This window comes from Gryllotalpicola protaetiae, from assembly GCF_003627055.1.
Lineage (GTDB): Bacteria > Actinomycetota > Actinomycetes > Actinomycetales > Microbacteriaceae > Gryllotalpicola > Gryllotalpicola protaetiae.
Window position 1 is genome coordinate 1,378,439 of record NZ_CP032624.1, and the last position, 25,943, is coordinate 1,404,381.

The window sequence follows — 25,943 nt, forward strand, 5'->3', positions numbered from 1 at the left end:
CATAAGTGCTACTCTGCCTGCATGGCCAGTGTGGGAGTGCGCGAACTGCGGCAGAACGCGAGCGAGGTCCTGCGCCGTGTCGAGGCCGGCGAAGAGATCGAGGTCACCGTCAATGGGCGGCTTGCCGCGCGCATTGTGCCGGCGTTACGTGCCGTGCCCAACTACCCGCCGACGCCGACGCCGGCGCGGCCCCTGAAGCTGGCCGAGTTCCTCACCAAGCTGGCCGAGATACCCGATGACAACACCGGCTGGGCCGAAGAGATCTATGCCGCCCGCGACAACGATCCCTTGTTCGACCCGTGGGCTGACAGATGATCCTGCTCGACACGTCGATCCTGATCTCTGCACGGCAGACCCTCAATCGCTGGGGCGATACACCGCCTGACGAGACCGCGGTCTTCAGCATCCTGAGCTACGCGGAGCTCGCTTTCGGCATTGCCGCGGCAACCGACCGCGATACACGCGCCGGCCGGCAGGAGAACCTCACCTGGATCGAGTCGCTCGCCCCGAACTGGTTGTCCTTCGACCGGCGCGCGGCAGACGGATACGCTGCCGTCGCCGCGGCTGTGCGGCCGACGCGCCCCGCGCACGCCCGAAGCAAGGACATCATGCTCGCGGGGCAGGCGTACGCGCTCGGAGCCTCGCTCGCGACCCTCAACCCGAAGGACTTCGAACTCGTCTCCCACCTCGTGAAGATCGTCGCCCCCGAGTGACGAACCGCCCACGGCCGCGCTGACAGGCGGAACTAGACGCTTCGATAGGATGGGGTGGACCACAAGCTGCGGTCCACCCCAGCATGAGGAGGACCACGTGCCCGGAATCGTGATCGTCGGCGCCCAGTGGGGCGATGAGGGCAAGGGCAAGGCGACCGACCTGCTCGGCAGCCGCATCGACTACGTCGTCAAGTTCAACGGCGGCAACAACGCCGGTCACACCGTCGTGATCGGCAACGAGAAGTACGCGCTGCACCTGCTGCCCTCCGGCATCCTCACCGAGGGTGTCGTGCCCGTGATCGGCAACGGCGTCGTCGTCGACCTCGAGGTGCTGTTCGACGAGCTCGACGCGCTGAACGCGCGCGGTCTCGACACCTCGAAGCTCAAGATCTCGGCGAACGCCCACATCATCGCGTCGTACCACCGCACGCTCGACAAGGTGACGGAGCGCTTCCTCGGCAAGCGCCAGATCGGCACGACCGGCCGCGGCATCGGCCCGGCCTACGCCGACAAGATCAACCGCGTCGGAATCCGCGTGCAGGACCTGTTCGATGCGTCGATCCTTCGGCAGAAGGTCGAGGGTGCGCTCTTCCAGAAGAACCAGCTGCTCGTGAAGGTCTACAACCGCCGCGCGATCGGCGTCGACGAGGTCGTCGACGAGCTGCTCTCGTACACCGAACGCCTCGCGCCTATGGTCGCCGACACCGAGCTCGAACTCAACCAGGCGATCGCGGCTGGGAAGAACGTGCTGTTCGAGGGCGGTCAGGCGACGATGCTCGACGTCGATCACGGCACCTATCCGTTCGTCACGAGTTCGTCGGCGACGGCCGGCGGCGCGGCGACCGGCTCGGGCGTCGGCCCGACACAGCTGAACCGCATCATCGGCATCGCGAAGGCGTACATCACGCGCGTCGGCGCCGGCCCGTTCCCGACCGAGCTGTTCGACGAGTGGGGCGACTTCCTCGTCGAGCACGGCCACGAGTTCGGCACCACGACCGGTCGCCGCCGCCGGCCCGGCTGGTACGACGCGCCCATCGCCCGCTACGCGAGCCGCATCAACGGCCTCACCGACCTCGTGCTGACGAAGCTCGACGTGCTCACCGGGCTCGAGACGATCCCGGTCTGCGTCGCCTACGACGTCGACGGCGTGCGCGTCGACGAGGTGCCCGTCTCGCAGTCGGACTTCCACCACGCGAAGCCGATCTACGCGGAGTTCCCCGGCTGGGCAGAGGACATCTCCGCCGCCCGCAGCTTCGACGAGCTTCCGCAGAACGCGCAGGACTACGTGCTCGCCATCGAGCGGCTCTCCGGCTGCCGCATCTCGGCGATCGGCGTGGGCCCGGCGCGCGATGCGATCATCGTCCGCCACGACCTCATCGCCGAGTGATGGGCGTCTGGCTCGGCGGCTACACGCCCGACATGGACGGCACGGGCGAAGGCATCCTGCACGCCGATCTCACTGAGGGCGGATGCCTGACCGGCGTCACCCTCGCGGCGGCGACCCCGAGCCCGAGCTTCGTGGCGCAGCATCCGTCACTGCCCGTGCTCTATGCGGTCGGCGAGAAGAACGAGACCTTCCGCGCGTTCTCGATCGGCGCGGGCGGCGCCCTCGAGCCGCTCGGCGAGCCGGTGGCGGCCGGCAACGCGGTGTGCCACATCGCGATCGACCCTGAGGGCCGCTTCGCGTCGGTGGTCTGCTGGGGCTCCGGCCAGGTTCTCGTCTACGCGCTCGACGGCGCGACCGGCGCGATCACGGGGCGAACGGATGCCGCAGCGGCACTCGACCCGTACGCCGGCGTCCCCGAGAGCGAGATGGTGGCGCCGCGCCCCGACTACGCGCCGCGCGTGAGCCGCGCGCACTTCACCGAGTTCCTGCCGGACGGGCGCGCGCTCACGATCGACCTCGGCTTCGACCTCGCGCGCATCTGGCGGTACGCGCCCGCGACGGCGTCCTTCGAGCTCGACGACCAGGTCGTCTTCCCCTACGGAGTCGGGCCTCGGCACGTCGCCGCCGCGTCCGACGGGCGCCTCTACGTCATCTGCGAGTACGCCGTCGAGGTGTTCGTGCTCGTGCCGGGCGGCGACGGCCGCTACGCGATCTCGGGCTCGTCGCCGCTGCGCACGACACCGCGCGTGCCCGGCGAGTACGCCGCCCACCTCACGCTCTCGGCCGACGAGTCGCTGCTGTACGCGACCGTTCGGCTGTCGAACGTGGTCGCGGTGCTCTCGGTCGCGCAGGGCGCGCTGCCGCAGCCGCTCGCCGAGGTGCCGTCGGGCGGCGACTGGCCGCGCCACCACCTCGTGCTCGGCGACCGGCTGTACGTCGCGAACCAGCGCAGCGACGAGGTGACGGTGTTCGCCCTCGGCGCCGACGGGGTGCCCGGCGAGATCGTGCAACGCGTGCCGGCGGGGTCGCCGACGGCCGTGGTGACTGCGCCGGTCTAGGAGCCCGCTCGCCGGCTGCCGTGCGGGGCGAGTGCGCGGTCAGGCATCCGCTCTCATACGTCGAATCGCGTATGTCGCAGGCGATGTCGCACTCGTATCCTGGGCCAGCGCGCTGAGGCGCGCTCTTGGCTCGCGACGGTGCTGCGCTTCTTGATTTCGTCTCGGGCCGCGGTGCCCATGGCAGGCGAGAGAGCCGTGGGCACCGCCCTCGTCCTCGCCGGGATTCCTCTAGGGTTTTCAGCATGTGCCCCACCGAACCGGACAGCGCCGAGGCTGCGTGGCAGAAGCTGCTGCGAATCCGTCAGAGCATCGACAACATCGACGCGGCCCTGATCCACCTCCTGGCCGAGCGGTTCAAGTTCACTCAGGAGGTCGGGGGGCTCAAGGCGGAGTTCGGCCTGCCCGCGTCCGACCCTGAGCGCGAGCACCGGCAGCTCGCCCGGCTGCGCGAGCTCGCGATCGAGAGCAACCTCGACCCCGAGTTCGCCGAGAAGTGGTTCAACTTCGTGGTGACCGAGGTGATCAGGCACCACATCCAGGCGGGCGCCGAGGGGCAGGAGCGCGGGGCCTGATCCCGTTTCCCTCAATCCGGTCGTAATACGCGCCCGATACCGTCGGGGAATGGCTGATGCAGACCTGATCTTCCGCGGCGGGCGGCTGTTCACCGCGGGACTCACCGGATCGATCGAATCGGATGTCGCGGTGCGCGACGGCCGCATCGTGGCTGTCGGACCTTCCGCGGCCGCGCTGGGCGGCCCGACGACCGAGGTGGTCGACGCGCGCGGCCGGCTGCTGATGCCCGGCTTCATCGACGCGCACGTACACCCCGTGCAAGCAGGCGTCGAGCTGCTTCAGTGCGAGCTCGGCGAGGCGACGGATGCCGCGCAGGCGCTCGCTCTGATCGGCGAGTATGCCCGTGCGCACCCCGCCGAGGAGTGGATTCTCGGCGGCGGCTGGGCGATGGCGTGGTTTCCCGGCGGCAACCCGACGGCCGCGGCACTCGACGCCATCGTGGGCGACCGGCCGGTCGCGCTCAGCAACCGCGACCATCACGGCCTGTGGGTCTCGTCGGCGGCGCTGCGCCTGGCGGGGATCACCGCGTCGACGCCTGACCCGGCCGATGGGCGCATCGAGCGGCGTGCCGACGGCGCACCGAGCGGGATGCTGCACGAGGGCGCCGCCGCGCTGCTCGACGGCGTGCTTCCCGAGGTCTCAGCCGACCTGGCGTATCGCGGGCTGCTCGCCGCGCAGGCGCGGATGCACTCCTTCGGCGTCACCGGCTGGCAGGACGCGATGATCGGCGGATACATCGATGCGGGCGCCAGGTTCGGCGCGGCGTACCTGCGCGCCGCTGCGCGGGGCGAGCTGACGGCGCGCGTGACGGGGGCGCTGTGGCTTCCACGCGATGCCACGCGCTCGTCGGTCGGCGCGCTGGTGGCCGTGCGCGAGCAGTGCCGGGCCGATCCGTCGCAGCTCGCGTTCGGCGCGGTGAAGATCATGATGGACGGCGTCGCCGAGAACCGTACCGCCGCGCTCTCCCAGCCGTATCTCGACGGGCACGGGCACGCGACCGGGGAATCCGGCATTGGCTTCTTCGACCCCGAGGTGCTCAAGGCGCTCGCCGTCGATCTCGAAGCTGCCGGCTTCGACCTGCACTTCCATGCGCTCGGCGACCGTGCGGTGACCGAGGCGCTGGACGCCATCGAGGCGGCGCGCGCCGTCAACGGCATCCGTGACACCAGGCACCAGCTGGCGCATCTGCAGATGGTGCGCGCGGACGACGTGCCGCGATTCGCGCGGCTGGGGGCTGCGGCGAACATCCAGTCGCTGTGGGCGAGCCATGAGCCCCAATTCGACGAGCTCACCGTGCCGTTCATCGCGCCGGAGCTGATCGCGCGGACCTATCCGTTCGGCGACCTCGAACGGGCGGGCGCGCGGTTCGCAGCGGGGAGCGACTGGCCGGTGACGAGCCCGGATCCGCTGGCGGCGGTGCGGGTCGCAGTGACGAGGGTGTCGGATGATGCGCCCGCGGGGGCCGGCCCGCTCGGCGGGGCCGCCCAGCGGCTGTCGCTCGCGTCGGCTCTGACTGCGTATACGGCCGGGTCGGCCTGGGTGAACCGGCGCGAGCACGAGACGGGGCGGATCGAGAGCGGATTCCTCGCGGATCTCGCGCTTCTCGACCGCGACCCCTTCGCGCTGCCGCCTGAGGAGATCGATTCTGCGCGAGTGCTCGGAACCTGGATCGGCGGGAGGCAGGTGTTCGCTGCCGCGTGACGCTGGCTGCCGGGCTAGTCGGAGCTCTTGATGATGATCGCCTCGGTCGGCGGCGCTGCGGACGTGTGGGGTGCGACGGGTTCTTCCGGTTGCTCGTCCTCAGTGTCTTCGTCTTCGCGCTCTTCGGGTTCGTCCGTCATCCCGCAATGGTATTCCTGCGCAACCTCGCCGGTGCGGCGACACAGGAACCACCCACGACTCGCTGACGCGCCTCGGATGCTTCACACGAGGGTGAAGCAATGAACTAATGTCGCTCCATGGCTCAACCGAAGGCACGCGCCCGCCGCAAAGACGCGGAGGCGAATCGCGAGGCCATCCTCGACGCGGCGGCTGCGCTCCTCATGCAAGACCGCAACACCCCTCTCGACCCGATCGCGCACCACGCGGGGCTCACCAGGCGCACCGTGTACGGCCACTTCGCCGGCCGCGACGAGCTGATCGACGCCGTGCTGATCCGGGCCGCCGCGCGACTCACCGCCGAGCTCGGCCCCATCGCCCACCCCGACCCGCGCGTCGAGCTGGCCCTGCACGCCTCACGCCTGTGGGCCGAGAGCGACGACGTGCGGCTGCTCACCCGCCTGTCGGGTCACGGGCGCCATCGCGACCAGGTGGCGCGCATGCTCGAGCCCGTGCGGCTGCGGCTGCGCGCGACGATCGAGCGCGGCATCGCGAGCGGCGCTGTCCGCGACGACATCGAGGCCGGGTCGCTCGCCCGGCTCATCGAGTCGACCGCCCTCTCCGTGCTCTCGGAGGCGGGCCGCACCTTCCTCACTCCGAAGCGCGGGCACGTGCTCGTGATCTCGTGCGTGCTCGGCATCGCCGGTCTCGGCTGGCGCGAGGTCGACGAGCTCATCGAGCGGACGCCAGTGCTCGCCTACGGCGCCGAGCTGCGCAGCACGCCGTTCGAGCCGAGCTGGCTGCGCGCCTGAGCCAACCCCGAGGGGTGCGTTTGGGCCGCTCGACCGGCGCGCCGGGGACCCGAACCCGCCCCTCGGCTCGGCTGGGGCGGTTTGGCGTGGTTCGGGGCAGCGGCACTAGAAGCAGAAGACCACGAGGACGCAGCCGTCGTCACTCGGCGGGTTCGAAGGCTGCGAAGTCGGCTGCTGGCTCGGGATCGACGTCGGGCTCGAGCTGGGCGCCGACGACGGGCTCGGCGCCGGCGAAGGGCTCGAGCTCGGCGATGGCACCGGCGCGATCGGCGCGGCAGACGAGGCAGCAGCGGGCGTCGCCGACGGCGAGGCGTCCGGCTCTGCGGCCTGAGCGGCCGCCGACGCCGACGATGCCGCCCTCGCGGCGGTCTTCGCCGCGGCCGAAGGAGTGGGTGTGGACGTCGGCGTGGGCCTCGGCGAACCGGCGGTCGCCAGATCGCGCGTCACGGCCGGCTGGTCGTGCGTCACGCCGATCACGGCCGCCTCCGCCCTGTCGACGAAGGTGAAGTGCACCCCGACGCTCGTCGTCGAGAGCACCGCGCACGTCACGACGCCGATGACGAGGGCTGTGCCGCCGCCGAGTACGCCGCCCAGTAGCGCCGGGCGGCGAGCGCGTGCCAGGAAGGGCACGCGACGGGGGGAGAGTCGGTGTCGGGCCATGAACGGCTCAGTATTGCAAACAGCACCAACAAACTCAAAAGTGCCTCGAACGGGGGATGCTCAGCTTCGCGGGCCGTATTCCGTCGCGATGCGCTCGACCGTCGCCGGGTCGAGGTCGAAGAGCCAGCCGCCGTCACCGGTCGCCGGCACGTTGACGAAGGTCGTAGCCGGCGCGCCGAGCTCAGGCAGGTCGATGACCGCGAACCCGCTGCCCGCCGCCGCGCGCTCGTGCCCGCCCGGCGCCAGCGCGTCGGTCGTGTTGGTGACGCCCGGGGCGACGATGACCGGGATTCCGCCCGCCCAGGTCGCCACGGAATGGTGATAATGCCCGCTCAGCACAAGACGCACGTCGCCGCCGGTGAGCACGGCCAGCACATCGGACGCCCCCTGCAGCTCGAGCGCGCGCAGCAGAGCGCTCCAGGCCGGCACCGGAGCGTGGTGCATGACGATGATCGTTCCGAGCGCGGCATCCGTCGCCAACTGAGTCCGCAGCCACTCCAGCTGCTCGGGGAACAGCCTGCCGTAACCCGCGCCGGGCACCGAGGTGTCGAGCCGCAGCACCCGGAAGCCGCCGACCGTCAGCGCCCCGTCGCGCTCGCCGAGCACCTGCTCGAACCCGGCGCGCAGATCGTGGTTGCCCATCGCGTAGGCCACCTGCGCGCCGCGCGCCGCGGCGAAGGGCTCGAGTCGGCCGCGCAGTCTCTCATAGGCCGCGACCGCGCCGTCCTCCGACAGATCGCCGCTCGCCACGACGAGCCCGATGCCCTCGACCTGCGCGGCCCGCTCGAGCACGCGGTCGAGTGCGAGCGTGGTGTCGACGCCGTTGTGGCGCGCGTCGGGGTCGCCGAGCAGGTGAGTGTCGGAGAGATGCAGGATGCGCAGGGTCATGTTCCGCAGATTACCGACGGCCTACGACATGCTGCGAGATCCACCGATGCATCGCGATCGCGGCGGCGGCACCCGCGTTGATCGAGCGCGTCGAGCCGAACTGTGCGATCTCGACCACGGCGTCGGAAGCCTCGATCGCAGCATCCGTCAGCCCCGGCCCCTCCTGCCCGAACAGCAGCACGCACGCGCGCGGGAGATCGAAGGTCTCGATCAGCACAGAGCCGGGCACGTTGTCGACCGCGATGATCGGCAGCCCGCGCTCGCGCGCCCACGCGACCAGCTCGTCGATCGTGTCGTGGTGCAGCACGTGCTGGTAGCGGTCGGTGACCATCGCACCGCGCTTGTTCCAGCGCCGCCGGCCGACGATGTGCACCGTGTCGGCGAGGAACGCGTTGGCGGTGCGCACGATCGACCCGATGTTGAGGTCGTGCTGCCAGTTCTCGATGGCGACATGAAACGGATGCCGGCGCCGGTCGAGCTCAGCGACGATGGCCTCCATCGTCCAGTACCGGAAGCGGTCGACGACGTTGCGGGTGTCGCCGTTCGCGAGCAGCTCGGGGTCGTATTCCTCGCCGCGCGGCCACTCGCCCTGCCAGGGCCCGACGCCGGGGCCGGGGTGCGGGGTCTCGTCGGGTTCTGGCACGACTTCAGCGTAGGTGGCGGTGCGCGCGCGATCCGCACGAGTAGACATGAGCCGTGGAACGAACCCGCCGCGAGCTGACGCGCCGATCGCTCATCGAGGGCGGCGTCGGCCTCTGCCTGGCCGGGCTCCTCACGGCGTGCACCGGCGGCGGCTCGCCGGCGCCGACCCGGTCGCCCACGGCATCCGCACCCCCGACGCCGCACGGGCCGAGCTCATGGACCGAACTCGCAGCAGCCGTGACCGACGGCGTGCTGCACGCGGGTTCGGCGGACTGGGACACGGCGCGCGTGCTGCGCAATCCCCGCTACGACGCCGCGGATCCGCTCGGCATCCTGCGCGCGGCGAACGTCGACGACGTGGTCGCCGGCCTCGCATTCGCCCGCAACACGAAAACACCGGTCGCGCTGCGCGCGGGCGGCCACTCCTACCCCGGCTGGTCGGCAGGCGGATGCCCGGGCACCGACGTGCCGCGCTCGTTGGTGATCAGCACCGCGGGGCTGAACGGCATCGAGCTCTCGCCGGACGGCACCTCAGTGACGATCGGGCCGGGGGCTCAGCTGCTCGATGTCTACAACCGGCTCGCCGCGGCCGGTCGTGCGATCGGCGCGGGCTCGTGCGCCACCGTCGGCGTCGGCGGTCTGACCCTCGGCGGCGGCGTCGGGGTGCTGGTGCGCTCCTTCGGGCTGACGTGCGACCAGCTGACCGGAACGACGATCGTCACGCCCGACGGCGCGGTCCACGAGGTGTCCGCGCAAGCCGAGCCCGATCTCTTCTGGGCGTGCCGCGGCGGTGGCGGCGGGACCGCCGGGGTCGTGACGGCGCTCACGTTCCGCACGCAGGCTGCACCCACCGTGCTGCTGTTCGAGCTGACGTTCCCCTGGTCAGCGGCAGCCGGGGTCGTGGCCGCGTGGCAGCGCTGGGCTCCGACGGCCGACCGGAAGCTCTGGTCGTCGCTGAAACTGCTCGCGGGTTCGCGGCATGCGGGCGGCCCGGCCGTCATCGTCGTCGGAACGTGGACGGGCGCGCAGACCGGAGCGGACGCCTCCGTCGACGCCTTCATCGCTGCCACCGGGGCGACGCCGCTCACCCACGTCGCCTCCGAGCACAGCTACGGCGACGCCATGCGCGCGAACGCCGGCACCGGCGCGCGCGTCTCTGAAGCGGCGACGTCGTCGATCGGGTCACGAGCGCTGGTCGCGGCCGAGATCGAGACTCTGCTCGCGCACGTCGCGCACGCGTCGACGACCGCGGGGCTCACCGAGGGCGGCGTCTCGCTCGACGCGCTCGGCGGAGCCGTCGGCGACATCGGCGCCGCCGACACCGCGTTCCCGTGGCGGTCGGCGCTCTGGACGGCGCAGTACACGGCGACCTTCGCCGACGGCGCCGACCCGGCGCCGTTCGACGCGTACGTGCGCGGATTCCGCGCGGCGATGCGGCCCGCGTGGGGTGACGCGGCCTATGCGAACTACTGCGACGCGGGCATCGCCGACCCGGCCGCGTACTTCGGCGACAACACCGCGCGGTTGCGCCGCATCGCGCGAAGCGCAGACCCGGCAGGTCTGCTCACCCAGCCCCACTGGGTGTGACGGCCGGAGGGCGCGACGATCGATACGCTTTCCTCATGCGCGATCGCGGCGACGTCGTCTCCTGGCTCACCGATATGGACGGCGTGCTCGTCCACGAGAACAAAGCCCTGCCGGGGGCCTCAGAGCTGCTCAAGCAGTGGCACGACGACGGCACCGAGTTCCTGGTGCTGACCAACAACTCGATCTTCACCCCGCGCGACCTCGCCGCCCGCCTGCGCATCTCGGGCATCGACGTGCCCGAGGAGCGCATCTGGACCTCGGCGCTCGCCACAGCCGACTTCTGCGCCAGCCAGATCCCCGGCGGCAGCGCCTTCGTGATCGGCGAGGCCGGCATCACGACCGCGCTGCACGAGGTCGGCTTCATCATGACCGAGACCGACCCCGACTTCGTGGTCGTCGGCGAGACCCGGAACTACAGCTTCGAGGCCATCACGAAGGCGATCAGGCTGATCGACAGCGGCGCGCGGTTCATCGCGACGAACCCGGATGCCACGGGCCCGAGCGCCGAGGGCCCGCTGCCCGCGACGGGCGCGATCGCCGCCCTGATCACCAAGGCGACCGGGCGCGAGCCGTACATCGTCGGCAAGCCGAACCCCATGATGTTCCGCTCGGCGATGAACAAGATCGGCGCCCATTCGGAGACGACGGGCATGATCGGCGACCGCATGGACACCGACATCGTCGCCGGCATCGAGGCTGGCCTGTTCACCGTGCTCGTCATGTCGGGCATCACCGCCGACGACGAGATCAAGCGGTACCCGTTCCGCCCCGACGAGGTGCTGAGCGGGGTCTCGCAGATGGTGCGCTCCGGCTCGTAGGCGCCGGTAGGTGTCAATCGACCGGTGGATGGCGGATTCCATCCGCTGGTCGCTTCCGGCGCCGCGCGACGCGCGCCACTCTGATGGCATGTCATCTGAACACGTCATCGAAGTGCGCGGGCTGCAGAAGAGCTACGGCCTCGGCGCCGGCGCCGTGCGAGCCGTTGACGGCATCGACTTCACCATCGAGCGCGGCGAGGTCTTCGCGTTGCTCGGCCCCAACGGCGCAGGCAAGTCGTCGACCGTCGAGATCCTCGAGGGCTACCACGACCGCTCCGGCGGCGACGTGACCGTGCTCGGTGTCGACCCGCAGAAGCTGCACGGGCGCGGGCTGCTCGACTGGAAGGCGCGCATCGGAATCGTGCTGCAGTCGAACACGCATGACAACGTGCTCACCGTGCGGCAGTCGCTGACCCAGTTCGCGAGCTTCTACCCGAACCCGCGCGAGGTCGACGAGGTGATCGCGGCCGTTGGCCTCAGCGAGAAGGCGGATGCGCGCGTCAACAAGCTCTCCGGCGGCCAGCGCCGCCGCGTCGACGTCGCGCTCGGCATCATCGGGCGGCCGGAGCTGCTCTTCCTCGACGAGCCGACGACCGGCTTCGATCCCGAGGCGCGGCGCGAGTTCTGGGGGCTCATCAGAGGGCTCCAGGCCGAGGGCACGTCGATCCTGCTCACGACGCACTACCTCGACGAGGCCGCGCAGCTCGCGAACCGGGTCGGCATCATCGCCGCGGGCAGGCTGGTCGACCTCGGGCGCGTCGGCGAGATCGGGGGACCGGATGCCCGGGTGCCACTCGTTCGCTGGCGTGAGCCCGGCGCAGGCATCCGCGAACAGAGAACGCATCAGCCCGCCGCACTGGTCGCCGAGCTCGTCGCCCGCCTGGGCGCAGAGCCCGCCGAGCTCGAGGTGATCCGTCCCAGCCTCGAAGACGTCTATCTGCAGCTCATCAAGAAGACCCCGACCGAACTGGCCGACGAGCGCGAAGGAGTCGCGGCATGAACACGCTCAGCCTCGGAATGGTGCGCACGAAATACGAGATCATCGCGTATTTCCGCGAGTTCGACGCCCTGTTCTTCACCTTCCTCTTCCCGATCATCATGCTCGGCATCTTCTCGGCGGCGTTCAGCAGCCAGACGATCGGAACGGGCGCCGACCGGATCAGCCTGTCGACCTACTACCTGCCGGCCATGGCTGCGGCGGGCCTGCTGCTCTCCGGCGTGCAGAACCTCGCGATCGCCGTCGCGCAGGAGAAGAGCGACGGCACGCTCAAGACCCTCGGCGGCACGCCGCTGCCGCCGCTGTCGTACTTCGTGGGGAAGCTCACCTCGTCGCTCCTCACGGGCGCCGTGCAGCTCGTGCTGCTGATCGCGGTCTCGCACTTCGCCTTCGGAGTCGAGCTGCCGACCGACCCGGCGCGCTACCTCGACCTGCTCTGGATCTTCGTGCTCGGCATCCTCGCCTGCGGCCTGCTCGGCCTCGCCCTGTCGGCCGTGCCGCGCAGCGGGCGCAGCGCGACGGCCGTCGTGATCCCGGTGCTGCTGTTCCTGCAGTTCATCTCGGGCGTCTACCTGCCGTTCTCGCAGCTGCCGAGCTGGATGCAGACGCTCGCCTCCTTCTTCCCGCTCAAGTGGCTCGCGCAGGGCATGCGCTCGGTGTTCCTGCCCGACTCGTTCAAGGCGCTCGAGGTCGGGCATGCCTGGAACCTGGACCAGGTCGCGCTGGTCGTCGGTGGGTGGCTGATCGTCGGGCTGGTTCTCACGCGGCTCACCTTCCGGTGGATCCGCAAGGACGCGTGAGCGGATGCCGGTGCGGCAGCCCGCCCGCAGTGGAAGAGTGATCTCGTGCTGACGAGGCCGCCGGGGTGGGACGCCGCGATCGCGGCGGGCCTGCTCGTCTGCGCCGCCCTGATCTGGTTCACGAACCCGGGCATCGTCGCGGCGACCGGGCAGCCGGCGTGGGCCCCGTGGGCGCTGCTCGCCGTCTTCGCCGTCGGCTACGCGGCCGTCGGCAGGCGGGCGCTCACCCGCACGATGCCGGCGCCGCTGCTGTTCGGCTACGCCGCCTTCATCGCGGTGACGGTCGGCGCGATGTGCGTCTTCGTGCCGAGCCTCGCGACGATGCAGTGCGTCGCGTACCCGCTCGCCTGGTGCATCCTCTCGACCCGCGGGTCGATCGTCGCGAGTTGCGCGATCGCCGTCGCCGTTTTCGGCGGCTTCATGCTCGCGCCGGTGCAGCAGGGTCAGGACGGGCTGCTGCTCACCTCGGGCGCCATCGCCGCGATGTCGCTCGCGTTCTCGCTCGTGCTCGGGCTCTGGATCAGCCGCGTCTTCGACTACGCGCACGAACGCGTGCGGCTGCTCGACCAGCTCACCGCCGCGCAGGACGAGCTCGCCGCCATGCACCGGCAGGCCGGCGAGACGAGCGAGCGCGCCCGGTTCGCGCGCGAGCTGCACGACACGGTCACCCAGAGCCTCACGGGGCTCGTGATGCTGGCCGAGCGCACAGGCGCGCAGCTGCGCGCAGGCGATGGTGCAGACGCCCGGGAATCCGTCGCCCTCATCGAATCCACCGCGCGCGAGGCGCTCGGCGAGGCCCGCGCGCTCGTGGCGACCATCACGCCCGTGTCGGCCGACTCGCTCGCCGAGGCGATGCGCCGGCTCGGTCAGCGCTTCGAGCGCGAGACCGGAGTCGCCGTCGAGACCCGCGTGTGCGAGCAGCCGATCGCACGCGAGCGCGAGGTCGTGCTGCTGCGCTGCGCGCAGGAGGGGCTCGCCAACGTGCGCAAGCACGCCAATGCACGCCGGGTCGTGATCGAGGTGGCCGCCGACGCATCCGGCGGCGAGCTCGCGCTGACGGTGCGCGACGACGGCGTCGGGGTGGGGCGCGGCGCGGTCGCCGAAGAGAGCGGGTTCGGCATCGCCGGCATGCGCGAGCGCGTCGGGATGCTGGGCGGCCGGCTCACCCTCGCGACGCGGCCCGGCGGCGGCGCAGAGCTCGCGGTGGTCATTCCGCTGGCCGCGTCATGATTAGGGTCGTCGTCGCGGACGACCACCCCATCGTCCGCAGCGGCGTCGTCGCGACGCTCGCGGCAGCGCCAGACATCGAGGTGGTGGCCGAGGCGGCCGACGGCGCAGAGGCGGTGCGGCTGGCCGAGGCATCCGCCCCCGATGTCGTGCTGATGGATCTGCGCATGCCGGTGCTGGGCGGCGCCCTAGCCACCGAACAGCTGCTGACCGCCGCGCACCCGCCGCGCGTTCTCGTGCTCACGACCTACGACACCGACGACGACATCATCGCGGCGATCGAGGCTGGAGCGAGCGGATACCTGCTCAAGGCCGCGCCCGCGGAGGAGATCCTCGCCGCGGTGCGCGCGGTGCACGCCGGGAAGACGGCGCTCGCGCCGTCGATCGCGGCCGCGCTCGTGAGCCGGGTGCGCAGCACGGCCGCCGTGCCGCGGCTGTCGGGGCGCGAGCTGGAGGTGCTGCGGCTTGTGGCATCCGGCCTCAGCAACCCGCAGATCGCGGCCCGACTGTTCATCGGCGAGGCGACCGTGAAGACCCACCTCGTGCACGTCTTCGAGAAGCTCGCCGTCGACGACCGCACGCGCGCGGTCACCCGCGCGCAAGAGCTGGGGCTGCTGTAGCCCCGCTACTGCGTCGGCCCGGGGCCGGCGATCGAGCTCGAGAACTGCTGCCCGGACGAGCGGGTGACGAAGCAGAAGTAGTTGCGCTGGCCCGAGTTCCACTGCTCGGCGTTCACGGGGTACGCCGCGACCACCTGCACGTCGTTGTAGGCGGCCGCCGCGTGCAGGTCGATCACTCCGGGCTTGCTGCACAGCAGGTTGACCTGGCTCGAGATCGCCTGCTCACCGGGGAACGGCGCGGAGGGGTCGCTCGCGAACGGCGCCGTGTAGACGAGCTGCGCCGCATGCTGCGCGTTGCAGTCGACGACGGCGAAGGTCTGCGCCCATGGCGAGCCGAACGGGTCGATGCACTCGCCGCCGTTCAGCTGATCCCACTGGTAGCTCTGCCCCGGCGCGAGCGGGCCATTGCCGGCGACCGTCTGGTCCGCGGTCTGCGTCGGTGTGGGCGTCGGCGTCGGAGTGGTGGCCTTCGGGCTCGGAGTCGAGGTGTGCGTTGCGGCCGCGGGCGCCTGGTCACGGCCCGCCGCGATCGACCGCCCGAGCGTGAACAGTGCGATGCCGATCAGGATCGCGACCAGGATCGCCGCCGCGATCAGCAGCCAGCGGTTCAGCGGGCTGCGCTCGCGACTGTGCTCGATCGGGGCGTTCGCGGGGCGCGCCGGCGGTGGCGTCGCGGCGCCCCTGCCCTGGTCGGGCGCCTGCCCGAGACCGCGCGGCAGCACCGCGTCGAACGACGGCAGGATCTCGTTCACGGGCGGCATCGGGCTCACGATCGCCGTATCCACCGTCTCGGGGTGGGCGCCGAGCATGTCGGCGATGTCGCTCCAGTCGGAGGTGACCTGGGTCTTGCCGTCGGCCGCGGGTGCCACCGACTCGGCGGCTTCCGCTTCGGGTGCGGGGGCGGATGCCTGCGCAGGCGACCCCTCGTCGGGAATCGTGAACTCGTCGACGGACGGCACCGGGGTCGCCGCGGACGGACGTGAGCCGAAGATGTCCTGCGCGAACGGGTCGAACTCGTGGGCGGTGGTTCCCGGCGGCAACGGTGCGGGTCCGAGTGCCGCGGGCGGGGCCGGGGCCGTCTGGTCGTCGGCCGGCGCAGGCTCGTCTGCGACAGGAACGCCGGGCGCGGGCGGCGGAACCGGCAGCGCCGGCTCGTCGCCGAACGAGAACGGGAAAGCCGGAGCGGCCGGCTCCACAAGGGCGGGAGCCTGCGGCTCTGCCGCGACGAGGGGAGCTTGCGGCTCGGCGAGCGGCGTCTCGGTGATGAGCGGGCGAGCGGGCCGCGGAACGACCAGGGGCGCCGCAGAGGGGAACGGGAAGTCGGGCTCGTTGAACGCTGGCTCTGGGACCTCGGCCCGCGGGTTCACCGCAGGGTCCGGCTCGTTCGTCGGCGTGAGATTCCACATGAACGGGATGGCGGCGCCGGGTGCGCTGCTCTGCGGCAGGTCGCCATCCGGCTGCCGCGCAGCCGGTTCGACCGGCGGGGCGGGCGGTGCGTCAGCAGCAAGCGCCCGCTGCTCCGGCGCAGCTGCAGGCGGTGTCTCGGCGTCGGGGGCGGGCTCGGTCCCGGCATCCGTCACCTGATCTGCGCCGACCGCCTCGAGAGTCCCGGTCTCCCACGAGAAGCGCGCACGCGGCCGCTCTTCGGCGGGGGCAGGCGTCGGCGGAACGGCGGGGGCTTCGCCCGTGGCATCCGGAATCGGCAGGCCTGCGGCCTCGAGTGCGGCCTCAGCTTCTCGGCGCTCGCGGCGCGAGTCGATGCGTCCGCCGCTCAGTTGCGCGAGCAGCCATTCGGGGCTGCCGGGCTCCGGCTCGCCGGCCGGCGGCTTCGTCTCGTCGGTCACGCGAGCCCCAGGTCTTCCAGCCCGATCGCGGCGAAGTAGGGGTAGCCGGCCGCCTCGATGGCCTCTTTCGCGCCGGTCGCGCGGTCGACGACGACGGCGACGCCGGCGATCTCGGCGCCGACCTTCCTGAGCGCCTCGATCGCCGCGAGCGGCGAGCCGCCGGTGGTCGAGGTGTCTTCGAGCACGATGACGCGCTTGCCCTCGAGGTCGGGGCCCTCGACCTGGCGGCCGCGGCCGTGGTCCTTGGGCTCCTTGCGGACGACGAACGCGTCGTACGCGAAACCCGCGGCTGCGCCCTGGTGCAGGATGCTGGCCGCGATCGGGTCGGCGCCCATCGTCATGCCGCCGACGGCGACGACGTCGGGCACGTCCTTGATGAGGTCGAGCATGACCCGCCCGATCAGCGGGGCGACGCGGTGGTCGAGGCTGACCTTGCGCAGATCGACGTAGTAGGTGGCCTTCTTGCCGCTGGTCAGCGTGAAGTCCCCGTGGAAGACGGCGTCGGCCTTGATGAAGTCGATCAGCTGCTGGCGGGTGTCAGTCACGCGCCCGAGTCTACTGGGGCGGTGGCTGTAAGACAGGTGTCGGGTAGCTCGGCCCTACGCTGGGCGCATGGTGGCCATCACTCCCATCCGCCCCGAAGACCGCGCCGAGTGGCTCGAGCTGTGGGACGGGTACCTCACGTTCTATGAGGAGGAGCTCGACGACACGACCACCCTGGCGACCTTCGCAAGGGTGAGCACGGCCGGCTCGAGCATCCATGGCGCACTCGCCCGTGGTGAGGACGGGCGCGCGATCGGTCTGGTGCACTGGCTGACGCACCCGTCGACATGGACCGTGGGGGACTACTGCTATCTCGAGGACCTGTTCGTCTCGCCCGACGCGCGCCGTAGCGGCGCCGGCGCCGCGCTCATCGAGCACGTGCGCGCGTGGGCGGCCGAGCACGGCTCGGCGAAGGTCTACTGGCTGACTGCGGAGACGAACGCGACCGCCCGCGCCCTCTATGACCGGGTGGCGACGCAGTCGGGCTTCACCCACTACGAGATCGGGCTCTAGCTGTACCCGGTCAGCAGGTTGGTGTCAGCAGGCTGATCGGGGGTTGGCCCCCGAGGGCTGAGTGGCGTCGTTCAGTGTTGTAGTGCTTCAGCCAGGGCGCAAGTGCGGCGGCGCGGGCCTCGTTGGAGTCGTAAGGGCGCCGGTAGGCCCATTCGGTTTGCAGGGTGCGGTTCAGTCGTTCGACTTTGCCGTTTTGCCAGGGGCAGTGCGGCTTGATGAACTTCTGCGTGATGCCGCGCCGGGCGCATAGCTCGCGTACGGCGGCTGAACGGCGGTAGGCGAGAGCGTTGTCGGTCATCAGCCGCTGCACCTTCGTGATCCCGCAGGCGGCGAGGTAGTCCAGAGCCCGCTCGAGGAACTGTGCGACGGTCGCAGCTTTCTCGTCGGGGTGGATCTCGGAGTACGCCAAGCGGGTGCGGTCATCGACCAGGGAGTGCACGTAGTCGTAGCCGATACCGCGGCCCCGCACCTTCTCGCTGCGCCCGTGGGCCCGCCAGCCGCCGCCGTCGGGGATACGTCCGAGCTTCTTGACGTCCATGTGCACCAGCTCGCCGGGCTCATCGCGCTGGTAGCGGATCGCGGTCTGCTTCGAAGAGCGGATCAGCTGTCCGGTGATCGCATCCAGGAGCGCCAGGCGGGGCATCTGGCGCCGGATCAGGATGCGGCTTGCCGTGCGCGGTGAGACACCCACTCGTGCCGCCAGCTCGTCCCGGCCAAGCCGCTCGGCCTCGCGCAGCCGGACGAGCTCGGCTTCGACCGCCGCGCTTGTTCGCCTCGGCGAGCGGTACGGCCGTGAGGACCGGTCGCGCAGCCCGGCTTCGCCCTCGGCGTTGAAGCGGGCGATCCAGTAACCCACGGTCTTGCGGGAGACACCCATCGCCGAAGCGATATGCGCCTGCTTCCAGCCCGCGCGGGCACGTTCAACGATCAGAAGCCGGCCATGAAACGTCAGCCGGGCATTAGCGTGGGCCATCGAGGACCTCCGGTGCTCGTGAAGATGTCAGATACCTCCACTAAGCCCGGGGGTCCTCCTCGATCACAAGTCCCGAACTGACACCAACGTCATGACCGGGTACAGCTAGCGCGGATGCTTCACGACGACGTTCTCGCCCACGTGTCCGCCCTGCCAGCGGGATCGATACGCGACGCCTACCTGAAGTTCATCTCATCCGCCGGCGAACGAGCGGTTCGGCGTGACGGCGGCCCCGAGCACATCACCGCGTCGTGTTTCGTCTTCAGCCCCGACCTGCGCCGCACCCTGCTGTGCTTCCACGGCAAAGGACGGTTCTGGGTGCAGTTCGGCGGCCATCTCGAGGCGCATGACACCACCCTCGCCTCCGCGGCGGTGCGCGAAGCGCGCGAGGAATCCGGCATCTCCGATCTGGCGCTGGTCAGCGACGCCATCGTCGATCTCGACCGGCACGAGCTCGGCGGCGGTTTCGCCTGCACAGCCCACTGGGATGTCGGCTTCGTCGCGCTCGCGGACCTCGACGCCGCCGTCATCGTCAGTGACGAGAGCGAGGACGTGCGCTGGTTCGACGTCGACGCCCTGCCGGCCGACGCCGCGGCCGGGTTGGCACAGCGGATCGAGCACGCGCTTCGTGCGGTGGTCCGCGCACACCTCGCGCAATCAGACGAGGCCGTCTATGCGCCCCCGGACGAGCGGACCGAGCGGTGACCGTTCGCTTCACGACGCGGTCACGTCGAGAGGTGCGCAACGTACGTTCGTTGGCGATCGAGCGTCCGTTTGACACCTCTCGTTGAGCGACGCTGGCGCAGGCTGCGCGGGCGCGGTCACGCGAGCCACTGCGCGAGGGCGAAGCCCCAGAGGCAGATGACCGCGAGCATCCCGAGGCTGTAGCCGATCGAGGCGCGCAGGATCTCGCCCTCGCGACCGACCAGACCCACCGCGCCCGCCGCGATCGCGATCGACTGCGGCGACACCACCTTGGCCGCCGTGCCGCCCGCGGTGTTCGCCGCGATCAGCAGCGCGGGCTCGACCCCGATGTTCTTGGCCGTCGTCACCTGCAGTTGCGCGAACAGCGTGTTGTTGTTCACGACCGAGCCGGTGATGAACACCCCGAACCAGCCGATCACGGGCGCGAGCAGCGGGAACCACTTGCCCACCGCGGCGAGCGCAGACCCGATCGTCGCCGACCCGCCAGAGTAGTTCGCGATGTTCGCGAGCACGAGAATCGCGGCGATCAGGGCGAGCGCCACCCACAGAGAGCGCACGGTCGCGACGAATTCGCGAAACAGGACGGATGCCCCGAGCTTCGGCATCGTGAAGAACGAGACGATCACCGCCAGCAGGATCGCCGTGCCCGTCGCATTCACGGGCGTGAACGCCCATTGGGCTGTGACCACCGCCCCAGAGGCCGTCGTGATGTCGTTGGTGACCCCCGGGATCGACACGTTGACGACGGCGCCGGCGAACGCACCGCCCGGCACGAAGAGGTTCTTGAACCAGGGCAGGCTCCACACCAGGATGAAGCCGGTCAGGATGTAGAACGGACTCCACGCCACCGCGATCTGGCCTAGCGTGTGGCGAGCGGACACGGGGGCGACGCCACCGTCTTCGCGGAAGATGCGCCGCGGCTGCCATACCCGCCCGAGCAGGAACACCGCGATCATCGCGCCGAGGCCGCTGCCGATGTCCGCGAGCTCCGGCCCGAGGAACCACAGCGCGCCCGCCTGCAGCCCGCTGAACACGATGCTCACGACGAGCGCGGCCGGCCACGTCTCGCGCAGCCCGCGCCAGCCGTCGACGATGACGACGAGCAGGAACGGCACCAGGAAGGTGAGCGGCTGCAGCAGCATCACGAGGTTGTGCGACAGCGTCGTCAGGTCGACGCCACCGACCTGCGCGCCGACGATCACCGGGATCCCGACAGCGCCGTACGCCCCCGCCCCGACATTCGCGACGAGGCACAGCATGGCCGCCTTGACCGGCTTGAAGCCGAGCTGCACGAGCAGCGCCGCGCAGATCGCGATCGGCACGCCGAAGCCGGCGGCCCCCTCGAGGAATCCGCCGAAGCCGAACGCGATCAGCAGCACCTGGATGCGCTGGTCGAGCGACACCCCGCCGATCGACGAGCGGATCACCTCGAACCGCCCGCTCGCCACCGACAGCCGGTACAGCCACACGGCCATCACGATGATGTACGCGATCGGCCAGATCGCGTTGAGGAAGCCGAGCAGCCCGGCGCCGGCGACGCTGCCGGCCGGCATCCCGAACTCCGTGAGCGCCACCACGACCTCGGCGACGAGCGCGATCAGCGCCGCGATGATGCCCGAGAGGCGCAGCACCACGAGGCACAGCATGAAGATCAGGATCGGGATGGCTGCCACCAGGGCCGACGCCCAGCCGGAGCCGAGCGGATCGAGTGGTTGGACGAACACGGGCGGAACCCCCGAATCGGTCATCGACAACTAGGAAAGACGAATCTCACTCAGAACCGCATCGTAGTGACCGAATGCCTCCGAAATCTCACCTTCCGTGACGACAAGCGGAGGAACGACATGAATCCGGTTGTTCTGCACGAACGGCAGCACACCGCGGCCGACGAGGGCCGAGCGGATGCCTGCCATGACGGCGTCCGGCAGGGGAGCGCGGCTCGCGGCATCCGCCACCAGCTCCATCGCCCAGAAGCAGCCGAGCCCGCGCACCTCGCCGATCAGCTCGGGGTGCTTCGCCTTGAGCGCGTCGAGCGCGGGGCCGATCGCGACGTCGCCGATGCGCTTCGCGTTCTCGACGATGCCCTCGTCGGTCATGGCCTCAATGGTGGCCACGACGGACGCGGCGGCGAGCGGATGCCCCGAGTACGTGAGCCCGCCGGGGAAGACCCGCTCGTCGAACGCGTGCGCGATCGCCGGCGGGATGATGACGCCGCCCATCGGCACATAGCCCGAGTTGACGCCCTTCGCGAAGGTGATCAGGTCGGGGGTGACACCGAAGCCCTGGTGCGCGAACCACTCGCCCGTGCGCCCGAAGCCCGCCATCACCTCGTCGGCGATGAGCACGATGCCGTAGCGGGTCGCGAGCTCGCGCACGCCCTCGAGATAGCCGGGCGGTGGCACCAAGATGCCCGCCGTGCCCGGCACCGTCTCGATGAGCAGCGCGGCGATCGTGTCGGGGCCTTCTGCCTGGATGACGCGCTCGAGGTGGTGCAGGGCGCGCTCGGATTCCTGCTCCTCGGTCTCGGCCCAGAACTCGCTGCGGTAGAGGTACGGGCCGAAGAAGTGCACGTGGCCGCGAGCGTACTGGTTGGGCATCCGCCGCCAGTCGCCGGTCGCGACGATCGCCGCACCCGTGTTGCCGTGATAGCTGCGGTAGGTGGAGAGCACGGTGTCGCGCCCGGTGTAGAGCCGGGCGAGGCGGATCGCGTTCTCGTTCGCGTCCGCCCCGCCGTTGGTGAAGAAGACCTTCTCGAACTCGGCGCCCGTGAGGTTCGCCTTCTCGACGATCAGCTGCGCTGCACGGCCCCTGGCGAGGTTCGCGTGCTTCGGGTCGATCGTGGTCAGCACGTCGGCCTGCGCCTTGATCGCCGCGACGACCTTGGGGTGCTGGTAGCCGATGTTGACGTTGACGAGCTGGCTGGACATGTCGAGGTACTGCGTTCCCTCGAAGTCCCAGAGCCGGGCGCCCTCACCGCCCGCGAAGACGAGCGGATTCAACGCCCCCTGCGCCGACCAGGAGTGGAACACGTGCGCGCGATCGAGGTCGCGGGCGAGCTGCTGGTCGGCTGGGTCGAGTTCGGTCATGGGGCTATCTTCTACTTCCCGCCGGGCTGGAGCGTCACGGTCTCGGGCTTGAAGTCCTCGCCCGTGACGTCGACTCCCTGCTTCTTGAGGTCGGCGAGCGCTTCGTCGACGTAGGTGTTCGTGTAGGCATCCGAATCGGGCTTGGCTGTGATGACGGTCGCGCCGCTGCCGTTCTTGGTGTGCAGCGCGATGTCGACGGTCTGATCCCAGGTCTTCGTGTCGATCTTGCCCACGCCGTCGGGCGACGGCCAGATCAGCTTGTCGACCTCGTTGGTCTGCCAGGTCTGGTGGCTGAGGCCGAGCTGACTGCCCGCGGCGACGACGTCGGCCGCGGTCTGGTCGATGTGGTCGCGGGCGTAGACCCAGCCCTTGAGCGTCGCCTCGATGACCTTGGTGGTCTGCTTCTGATAGGCCTTGTCGTTCTTCAGCTTGTTGCTGTCGGCCCACAGGCCGTCCTGGTACATGCCGAAGCCGAGGTCGGACCAGTCGAGGATGTTGAGGTCGTCGAGCGTGTACAGCTTGCCGGTCTTCGGGTTCGTCGACTCGAGCACCTGCGCCAGCTCGTTGTACGTCATCGCCTGGGCGGCCTTGATGTCGCCGTCGAGGAAGGCGTTCATGTCGAAGCCCTGCTGCACGATGGTGACGTCCTTCGCGGGGTCGAGGCCCGACTTCGTCATGGCGGCGTACGGCTCGAACTCGTTGCCGCCGCCCCAGCTGCCGACCGTCTTGCCCTTCAGGTCCTTGACCGAGGTGATGTCGTTCGACTTGAAGGAGATCTGCAGGGTGCCGGAGCGCTGGAAGATCTGGGCGACGTCGGTGATCGCGGCGCCCTGCTCGCGCGAGGCGAGCGCCTTGGGCGCCCACGCGATCGCGTAGTCGACGGCGCCGTTGGCGAGCTGGGTCTGCGGCACGATGTCGCCGCCGGCCGGGACGAGCGTGACATCCAGCCCCTCGTCCTTGTAGTAGCCCTGCTTGACCGCCTCGACGTAGCCGGCGAACTGGGCCTGCACGGCCCACTGCAGCTGGATCTTGACGGGGGTGAGCCCGGCCTTCGTCGTAGCCTTGCCGGTCGAGGCGGGGGTGCTCGAGCAGCCGACGAGAAGGGCGGCGGCCGCCGCGGCGGCGCCGGCGAGCGCGATGGCTCGGCGCGTGCTGTGTTTCATGAGTTGCTCCAATCGGGGTGCGGTTCCGTGGTGCGGGGGGTGGTGCGAGGTGAGGTGTGTGACGGGCGCTCAGGTGCCGCGCCCTCTCGTCACCGCCTTCTCGAGGCCGAGGGTGACGAGGTAGAAGACGAGTCCGACGACGATCGCGCCGAACACGTACGCCCACGCGGCGGCGTAGCCGCTGTTCGCGGCGGCCGAGGTGATGAGCGAGCCGAGGCCGGTCTGCGGGCCGCCGAAGTATTCGGCGACGAGCGCCGAGATGACGGCGAGCGAGGCGGCGACGTTGATGCCGGAGAACAAGTACGGCAGCGCGCCCGGCAGGGTGACCGCTCTGGTCGCCTGCCAGGGGCTCGCGGCGTACGCCGTCATCAGCTCGCGGTGCACGGGCTTCACCTGGCGCAGCCCGCGCAGCGTGTTGAGGAAGACCGGTGCGAAGGCCGCGATGCCCGCCACGATCTGGCGCGGCAGCTGCGAGCCGGCGCCGAACATCGTGTACAGCACGGGCGCAACGGCGACGATCGGCAGCACCGCGATGGCGGCGACGATCGGCGCGCTCAGGTGGTCGAAGACGCGCACGGCCGCGGCGATCGCCGCCAGCACGAGCGCGACGACCGTGCCGGCGACGAGCCCGACGAGCGCGTTGCCGCCGGTGACCAGCGAGGCGTGCCAGATGAGCGCCGGGTTGTGGGTGATCATCTGCCAGATCGCGCTCGGCGCCGGCAGCAGGAACGGCTTGATCTGCGCGCCGACGACGAACGCCTGCCAGGCGGCGATCAGCAGCACGCCGAACACGACGGGCGGCAGCACGGTGCGCCACGCGGTGCCGAGCCACGACCGGTTCATCGCGTCTCGACCCCCACGGGCAGGCTCGCGCCGTCGCCATGCAGCGCCTCGCGCACGGCGGTGACGGTGGCGTAGAAATCTGCGCTCTCCCGCAGTCGTTCACCGCGGTCGGATGCCGGACCCAGCCTCACCTCGATGACCCTCGTCACCCGCCCAGGCCGCGGCGTCATCACGACGACGCGGTCAGAGAGGAACACCGCCTCGGGGATCGAGTGGGTCACGAACACGACGGCCGCGCCGGTCTCGGCGCAGAGCCGCACGAGTTCGGTCTGCATGCGCTCGCGGGTCATCTCGTCGAGGGCGCCGAACGGTTCGTCCATCAGCAGCAGCCGCGGCTTCTCGGCGAGGGCGCGCGCGATCGCGACGCGCTGCTGCATGCCGCCGGAGAGCTGGTCGGGGTAGTGGCCGGCGAACTCCTCGAGGCCGACGAGGGCGAGCAGCTCGGCGACGCGCGACTTGCGGGCGGATGCCGGCACCTTGTGCAGCTCGAGCGGCAGCCCGATGTTCGCGGCGACCGTGCGCCACGGCAGCAGCCCGGCCTGCTGGAAGGCGATGCCGTAGTCCTGGTCGAGACGCGCCCGCCTGGCGGTCTTGCCGAACACGCTGACCGTGCCAGAGGTGGGCTCGTCGAGGTCGGCGATGAGGCGCAGCAGCGTGCTCTTGCCGCATCCGCTCGGCCCGATCAGCGACACGAACTCGCCGGGCGCGACCGAAAGGCTCACGTCGTCGAGCGCGGTCACCGAGCTGCGGGCCGCCGCGAACACGCGGGTGACGTTCTCGACCTCTACGACGGCGGTCATGCCGACTCCTCCGTTCTGCGGAACCTGCCGAGGCCCAGGCCGATGAGCGACACCAGGCCGGCGACGACGAGCCCGACGGCGACCGCGCCGATGATCGCGTCCCACGGCTTGGCCGGGTCGCCGCCCGACGCGATGCCGTAGGCGAGGATCGTGCGGCCGATGCCACCCTGCATTCCGGTCGACACCTCGGCGACGATCGCGCCGACGACGGCCGCCGCCGCCGCGACGCGCAGTGCGGGCAGCAGGTAGGTGACGGCGGCGGGCAGCCTCAGATGCCAGAGCGTGCGCCACCACCCGGCCGCGAAGCTGCGGAACAACTCGAGCTGCGTCGCGGGCGCCGAGCGCAGCCCGCGCAGGAGCCCCACCGAGATCGGGAAGAAGGCGAGGTAGCCGGCGATCGCGGCCACCGACATCCACTGCTTCCACACGAAGTCGCCCGCGTGGATCTGCGATCCCCACGTGACCACGAGCGGCGCGAGCGCGATGAGCGGCACGGTCTGGCTCAGGATGACGAACGGGAGGATCGCCCGCTCGGCGAGCCGCCACGACACCATCAGCAGCGCGAGCAGCGCACCCAGGATCACGCCGGCCGCCCAGCCGCATGCCGCGATTCCGAGGCTGATGAGGCTCGCGCGCAGCACCGCGGAGAGGACGGTCGGCGAGCCCGCCGACGAGTCGACCGGCTGGCCGTAGCGCTGGAACATCGACCACAGGTGCGGCATCGCGAGATCGCTCGTGCGCGGCAGCACGACCGTCTGCCCCCAGTGCACGCCGTCGGCCGGCCCGACCGCCTTGTAGAGCTCCCACAGGGCGGCGAGCAGAAGTATGCCGCCGAAGGCATACAGGACGCGGCGGGCGACGACGGGCATGGGC

Annotated in this window: 28 protein-coding genes; 15 read left to right on the top strand and 13 right to left on the bottom strand. The window is 70.7% G+C overall.

Features of this window, described 5'->3' with window-relative positions:
* The first annotated feature begins 21 nt into the window (after nt 1–21).
* From D7I44_RS06740 to D7I44_RS06765, 6 genes are all read left to right on the top strand, one after another.
* Nucleotides 22–315, top strand: coding sequence for a type II toxin-antitoxin system Phd/YefM family antitoxin (locus tag D7I44_RS06740; RefSeq protein ID WP_120788785.1), 294 nt, complete (start codon nt 22–24; stop codon nt 313–315).
* A complete protein-coding gene (locus D7I44_RS06745) occupies nt 312–713 on the top strand; it encodes a PIN domain-containing protein (RefSeq protein WP_120788786.1) in 402 nt (133 codons plus the stop codon). The genes D7I44_RS06740 and D7I44_RS06745 overlap by 4 nt, the downstream gene beginning before the upstream one ends.
* Before the next feature lie 97 nt (nt 714–810).
* Nucleotides 811–2,100 (top strand): adenylosuccinate synthase, encoded by a 1,290-nt coding sequence (locus D7I44_RS06750; protein WP_120788787.1) that lies wholly within the window; start codon nt 811–813, stop codon nt 2,098–2,100.
* Nucleotides 2,100–3,158 carry a lactonase family protein gene (locus D7I44_RS06755; protein ID WP_120788788.1) on the top strand — a complete coding sequence of 353 codons (1,059 nt, stop codon included), beginning with the start codon at nt 2,100–2,102 and terminating at the stop codon, nt 3,156–3,158. The genes D7I44_RS06750 and D7I44_RS06755 overlap by 1 nt, the downstream gene beginning before the upstream one ends.
* Before the next feature lie 242 nt (nt 3,159–3,400).
* Nucleotides 3,401–3,730: a chorismate mutase gene (locus D7I44_RS06760; RefSeq protein WP_120788789.1), complete on the top strand. Its 330-nt coding sequence runs from the start codon at nt 3,401–3,403 to the stop codon at nt 3,728–3,730.
* A 49-nt stretch (nt 3,731–3,779) separates the two neighbouring features.
* On the top strand, nt 3,780–5,432 hold the full coding sequence (locus D7I44_RS06765) for an amidohydrolase (RefSeq protein WP_120788790.1): 1,653 nt from the start codon (nt 3,780–3,782) through the stop codon (nt 5,430–5,432).
* 14 nt (nt 5,433–5,446) lie between these two features.
* Here D7I44_RS06765 and D7I44_RS18650 read toward each other — a convergent pair whose 3' ends face one another.
* Nucleotides 5,447–5,572 (bottom strand): hypothetical protein, encoded by a 126-nt coding sequence (locus D7I44_RS18650; RefSeq protein WP_281271703.1) that lies wholly within the window; start codon nt 5,570–5,572, stop codon nt 5,447–5,449.
* Nucleotides 5,573–5,689: 117 nt separating this feature from the next.
* Between D7I44_RS18650 and D7I44_RS06770 the strand changes: the two genes are divergently transcribed.
* Nucleotides 5,690–6,361 (top strand): TetR/AcrR family transcriptional regulator, encoded by a 672-nt coding sequence (locus D7I44_RS06770; RefSeq protein ID WP_120788791.1) that lies wholly within the window; start codon nt 5,690–5,692, stop codon nt 6,359–6,361.
* Between the two features lie 105 nt (nt 6,362–6,466).
* Here the strand turns inward: D7I44_RS06770 and D7I44_RS06775 are convergent, their stop codons facing one another.
* Genes D7I44_RS06775 through D7I44_RS06785 form a run of 3 tightly spaced genes read right to left on the bottom strand, consistent with a single transcriptional unit; the run spans nt 6,467 to nt 8,600 of the window.
* A complete protein-coding gene (locus D7I44_RS06775; RefSeq protein ID WP_162940101.1) occupies nt 6,467–7,021 on the bottom strand; it encodes a hypothetical protein in 555 nt (184 codons plus the stop codon).
* A gap of 60 nt (nt 7,022–7,081) precedes the next feature.
* Nucleotides 7,082–7,909 (bottom strand): metallophosphoesterase, encoded by an 828-nt coding sequence (locus D7I44_RS06780; protein WP_120788793.1) that lies wholly within the window; start codon nt 7,907–7,909, stop codon nt 7,082–7,084.
* A 10-nt stretch (nt 7,910–7,919) separates the two neighbouring features.
* Entirely contained in the window at nt 7,920–8,600 is a 681-nt protein-coding gene (locus tag D7I44_RS06785) for a TrmH family RNA methyltransferase (RefSeq protein WP_120788794.1), read from the bottom strand.
* Between the two features lie 5 nt (nt 8,601–8,605).
* On the opposite strand from D7I44_RS06785, the gene D7I44_RS06790 reads away from it, so the two are divergent.
* The 6 genes from D7I44_RS06790 (at nt 8,606) to D7I44_RS06815 (ending at nt 14,600) form a co-directional block, all read left to right on the top strand.
* On the top strand, nt 8,606–10,138 hold the full coding sequence (locus D7I44_RS06790; RefSeq protein WP_120788795.1) for an FAD-binding oxidoreductase: 1,533 nt from the start codon (nt 8,606–8,608) through the stop codon (nt 10,136–10,138).
* 35 nt (nt 10,139–10,173) lie between these two features.
* On the top strand, nt 10,174–10,956 hold the full coding sequence (locus tag D7I44_RS06795; RefSeq protein WP_120788796.1) for an HAD-IIA family hydrolase: 783 nt from the start codon (nt 10,174–10,176) through the stop codon (nt 10,954–10,956).
* 88 nt (nt 10,957–11,044) lie between these two features.
* Nucleotides 11,045–11,956 carry an ABC transporter ATP-binding protein gene (locus tag D7I44_RS06800; RefSeq protein ID WP_120790834.1) on the top strand — a complete coding sequence of 304 codons (912 nt, stop codon included), beginning with the start codon at nt 11,045–11,047 and terminating at the stop codon, nt 11,954–11,956.
* Complete coding sequence (locus D7I44_RS06805) at nt 11,953–12,753, top strand: ABC transporter permease (protein ID WP_120788797.1); 801 nt, start codon at nt 11,953–11,955, stop codon at nt 12,751–12,753. Before D7I44_RS06800 ends, D7I44_RS06805 begins: the two co-directional genes overlap by 4 nt.
* 45 nt (nt 12,754–12,798) lie before the next feature.
* The gene (locus tag D7I44_RS06810; protein WP_120788798.1) at nt 12,799–13,983 is read left to right on the top strand and encodes a sensor histidine kinase; all 1,185 of its coding nucleotides are present in this window, start codon (nt 12,799–12,801) and stop codon (nt 13,981–13,983) included.
* Nucleotides 13,980–14,600 carry a response regulator gene (locus D7I44_RS06815; RefSeq protein WP_120788799.1) on the top strand — a complete coding sequence of 207 codons (621 nt, stop codon included), beginning with the start codon at nt 13,980–13,982 and terminating at the stop codon, nt 14,598–14,600. Before D7I44_RS06810 ends, D7I44_RS06815 begins: the two co-directional genes overlap by 4 nt.
* Before the next feature lie 5 nt (nt 14,601–14,605).
* Here D7I44_RS06815 and D7I44_RS06820 read toward each other — a convergent pair whose 3' ends face one another.
* Nucleotides 14,606–16,444 carry a hypothetical protein gene (locus tag D7I44_RS06820; RefSeq protein ID WP_120788800.1) on the bottom strand — a complete coding sequence of 613 codons (1,839 nt, stop codon included), beginning with the start codon at nt 16,442–16,444 and terminating at the stop codon, nt 14,606–14,608.
* A complete protein-coding gene (gene pyrE, locus D7I44_RS06825; RefSeq protein WP_120788801.1) occupies nt 16,441–16,989 on the bottom strand; it encodes an orotate phosphoribosyltransferase in 549 nt (182 codons plus the stop codon). The genes D7I44_RS06820 and pyrE overlap by 4 nt, the downstream gene beginning before the upstream one ends.
* A 67-nt stretch (nt 16,990–17,056) precedes the next feature.
* Between pyrE and D7I44_RS06830 the strand changes: the two genes are divergently transcribed.
* Complete coding sequence (locus D7I44_RS06830) at nt 17,057–17,500, top strand: GNAT family N-acetyltransferase (protein WP_120788802.1); 444 nt, start codon at nt 17,057–17,059, stop codon at nt 17,498–17,500.
* Between the two features lie 10 nt (nt 17,501–17,510).
* Here D7I44_RS06830 and D7I44_RS06835 read toward each other — a convergent pair whose 3' ends face one another.
* On the bottom strand, nt 17,511–18,473 hold the full coding sequence (locus tag D7I44_RS06835) for an IS481 family transposase (RefSeq protein WP_120788803.1): 963 nt from the start codon (nt 18,471–18,473) through the stop codon (nt 17,511–17,513).
* A gap of 114 nt (nt 18,474–18,587) precedes the next feature.
* Here D7I44_RS06835 and D7I44_RS06840 point away from each other — a divergent pair, with 114 nt between their 5' ends.
* Nucleotides 18,588–19,178, top strand: a complete 591-nt coding sequence (locus D7I44_RS06840; RefSeq protein ID WP_120788804.1) for an NUDIX hydrolase — start codon at nt 18,588–18,590, stop codon at nt 19,176–19,178.
* 116 nt (nt 19,179–19,294) lie between these two features.
* Here D7I44_RS06840 and D7I44_RS06845 read toward each other — a convergent pair whose 3' ends face one another.
* From D7I44_RS06845 to D7I44_RS06870, 6 genes are all read right to left on the bottom strand, one after another.
* Nucleotides 19,295–20,902, bottom strand: coding sequence for an L-lactate permease (locus D7I44_RS06845; RefSeq protein WP_120790835.1), 1,608 nt, complete (start codon nt 20,900–20,902; stop codon nt 19,295–19,297).
* Nucleotides 20,903–20,932: 30 nt separating this feature from the next.
* Nucleotides 20,933–22,264 carry an aspartate aminotransferase family protein gene (locus D7I44_RS06850; protein WP_120788805.1) on the bottom strand — a complete coding sequence of 444 codons (1,332 nt, stop codon included), beginning with the start codon at nt 22,262–22,264 and terminating at the stop codon, nt 20,933–20,935.
* An 11-nt stretch (nt 22,265–22,275) separates the two neighbouring features.
* A complete protein-coding gene (locus D7I44_RS06855; RefSeq protein WP_120788806.1) occupies nt 22,276–23,427 on the bottom strand; it encodes an ABC transporter substrate-binding protein in 1,152 nt (383 codons plus the stop codon).
* Nucleotides 23,428–23,496: 69 nt separating this feature from the next.
* Nucleotides 23,497–24,270 carry an ABC transporter permease gene (locus D7I44_RS06860; protein ID WP_120788807.1) on the bottom strand — a complete coding sequence of 258 codons (774 nt, stop codon included), beginning with the start codon at nt 24,268–24,270 and terminating at the stop codon, nt 23,497–23,499.
* On the bottom strand, nt 24,267–25,070 hold the full coding sequence (locus D7I44_RS06865) for an ABC transporter ATP-binding protein (protein ID WP_120788808.1): 804 nt from the start codon (nt 25,068–25,070) through the stop codon (nt 24,267–24,269). Before D7I44_RS06865 ends, D7I44_RS06860 begins: the two co-directional genes overlap by 4 nt.
* Nucleotides 25,067–25,939, bottom strand: coding sequence for an ABC transporter permease (locus D7I44_RS06870; protein WP_120788809.1), 873 nt, complete (start codon nt 25,937–25,939; stop codon nt 25,067–25,069). The genes D7I44_RS06865 and D7I44_RS06870 overlap by 4 nt, the downstream gene beginning before the upstream one ends.
* Nucleotides 25,940–25,943 lie beyond the last annotated feature (4 nt).

Coding starts and splice junctions, on each gene's coding strand:
- D7I44_RS06740 (WP_120788785.1), top strand. CDS start 22: ATGGCCAGTGTGGGAGTGCGCGAACTGCGGCAGAACGCGAGCGAGGTC.
- D7I44_RS06745 (WP_120788786.1), top strand. CDS start 312: ATGATCCTGCTCGACACGTCGATCCTGATCTCTGCACGGCAGACCCTC.
- D7I44_RS06755 (WP_120788788.1), top strand. CDS start 2,100: ATGGGCGTCTGGCTCGGCGGCTACACGCCCGACATGGACGGCACGGGC.
- D7I44_RS06760 (WP_120788789.1), top strand. CDS start 3,401: ATGTGCCCCACCGAACCGGACAGCGCCGAGGCTGCGTGGCAGAAGCTG.
- D7I44_RS06765 (WP_120788790.1), top strand. CDS start 3,780: ATGGCTGATGCAGACCTGATCTTCCGCGGCGGGCGGCTGTTCACCGCG.
- D7I44_RS18650 (WP_281271703.1), bottom strand. CDS start 5,572: ATGACGGACGAACCCGAAGAGCGCGAAGACGAAGACACTGAGGACGAG.
- D7I44_RS06770 (WP_120788791.1), top strand. CDS start 5,690: ATGGCTCAACCGAAGGCACGCGCCCGCCGCAAAGACGCGGAGGCGAAT.
- D7I44_RS06775 (WP_162940101.1), bottom strand. CDS start 7,021: ATGGCCCGACACCGACTCTCCCCCCGTCGCGTGCCCTTCCTGGCACGC.
- D7I44_RS06780 (WP_120788793.1), bottom strand. CDS start 7,909: ATGACCCTGCGCATCCTGCATCTCTCCGACACTCACCTGCTCGGCGAC.
- D7I44_RS06785 (WP_120788794.1), bottom strand. CDS start 8,600: ATGTCTACTCGTGCGGATCGCGCGCGCACCGCCACCTACGCTGAAGTC.
- D7I44_RS06795 (WP_120788796.1), top strand. CDS start 10,174: ATGCGCGATCGCGGCGACGTCGTCTCCTGGCTCACCGATATGGACGGC.
- D7I44_RS06800 (WP_120790834.1), top strand. CDS start 11,045: ATGTCATCTGAACACGTCATCGAAGTGCGCGGGCTGCAGAAGAGCTAC.
- D7I44_RS06805 (WP_120788797.1), top strand. CDS start 11,953: ATGAACACGCTCAGCCTCGGAATGGTGCGCACGAAATACGAGATCATC.
- D7I44_RS06815 (WP_120788799.1), top strand. CDS start 13,980: ATGATTAGGGTCGTCGTCGCGGACGACCACCCCATCGTCCGCAGCGGC.
- D7I44_RS06830 (WP_120788802.1), top strand. CDS start 17,057: ATGGTGGCCATCACTCCCATCCGCCCCGAAGACCGCGCCGAGTGGCTC.
- D7I44_RS06835 (WP_120788803.1), bottom strand. CDS start 18,473: ATGGCCCACGCTAATGCCCGGCTGACGTTTCATGGCCGGCTTCTGATC.
- D7I44_RS06840 (WP_120788804.1), top strand. CDS start 18,588: ATGCTTCACGACGACGTTCTCGCCCACGTGTCCGCCCTGCCAGCGGGA.
- D7I44_RS06850 (WP_120788805.1), bottom strand. CDS start 22,264: ATGACCGAACTCGACCCAGCCGACCAGCAGCTCGCCCGCGACCTCGAT.
- D7I44_RS06855 (WP_120788806.1), bottom strand. CDS start 23,427: ATGAAACACAGCACGCGCCGAGCCATCGCGCTCGCCGGCGCCGCCGCG.
- D7I44_RS06860 (WP_120788807.1), bottom strand. CDS start 24,270: ATGAACCGGTCGTGGCTCGGCACCGCGTGGCGCACCGTGCTGCCGCCC.
- D7I44_RS06865 (WP_120788808.1), bottom strand. CDS start 25,070: ATGACCGCCGTCGTAGAGGTCGAGAACGTCACCCGCGTGTTCGCGGCG.
- D7I44_RS06870 (WP_120788809.1), bottom strand. CDS start 25,939: ATGCCCGTCGTCGCCCGCCGCGTCCTGTATGCCTTCGGCGGCATACTT.